1 protein-coding gene is annotated in these 586 nt (G+C 46.9%); it reads left to right on the forward strand.

What is annotated here, in order from left to right; translation table 11 throughout:
* Nucleotides 1–586 (forward strand): saccharopine dehydrogenase family protein (locus ACS8FD_RS22890; RefSeq protein ID WP_439277548.1); only part of this gene is annotated, 586 nt, incomplete at both ends.

The raw sequence follows: 586 nt of genomic DNA on the forward strand, positions 1-586 counted from the left end.
GTAAAGGATAAAGGTAGCTTTAAGCAAGCTGCCGTCTTGCATACGCACCAAGTCGATGCTATGGACAGCCAAGCTGTCGTTGATCTTATCAATGATACCGGTATTCAAATCCTAATCAACGTCGGCTCGGCATTTATCAATATGACGGTATTGGAAGCTTGCATTGAGACAGGTGTGGCTTATATCGATACCGCCATTCATGAAGATCCGCGCAAGATTTGTGAGACGCCGCCATGGTATGAAAACTACGAATGGAAACGTAAGCAGCGCTGTGCGGACAATAATGTCACGGCAATCTTGGGTGCAGGCTTTGATCCCGGTATGGTCAACGCTTATGCGCGTCTGGGCTATGACATGATGGATGCCGGTTCAGTGACTGATATTGATATTATCGATATCAATGCGGGTAGCCACGGCAAATATTTTGCCACTAATTTCGATCCTGAGATTAATTTCCGTGAATTCACTGGTACGGTTTATTCTTGGCAGGACAGCCGCTGGCAGTCTAACAAGATGTTTGAAGTCAAGCGTACCGACGATCTGCCTGTGGTCGGCGTGCAAAACAGCTACTTAAGTGGTCATGACG

The organism is Psychrobacter sp. 1U2, assembly GCF_051847575.1.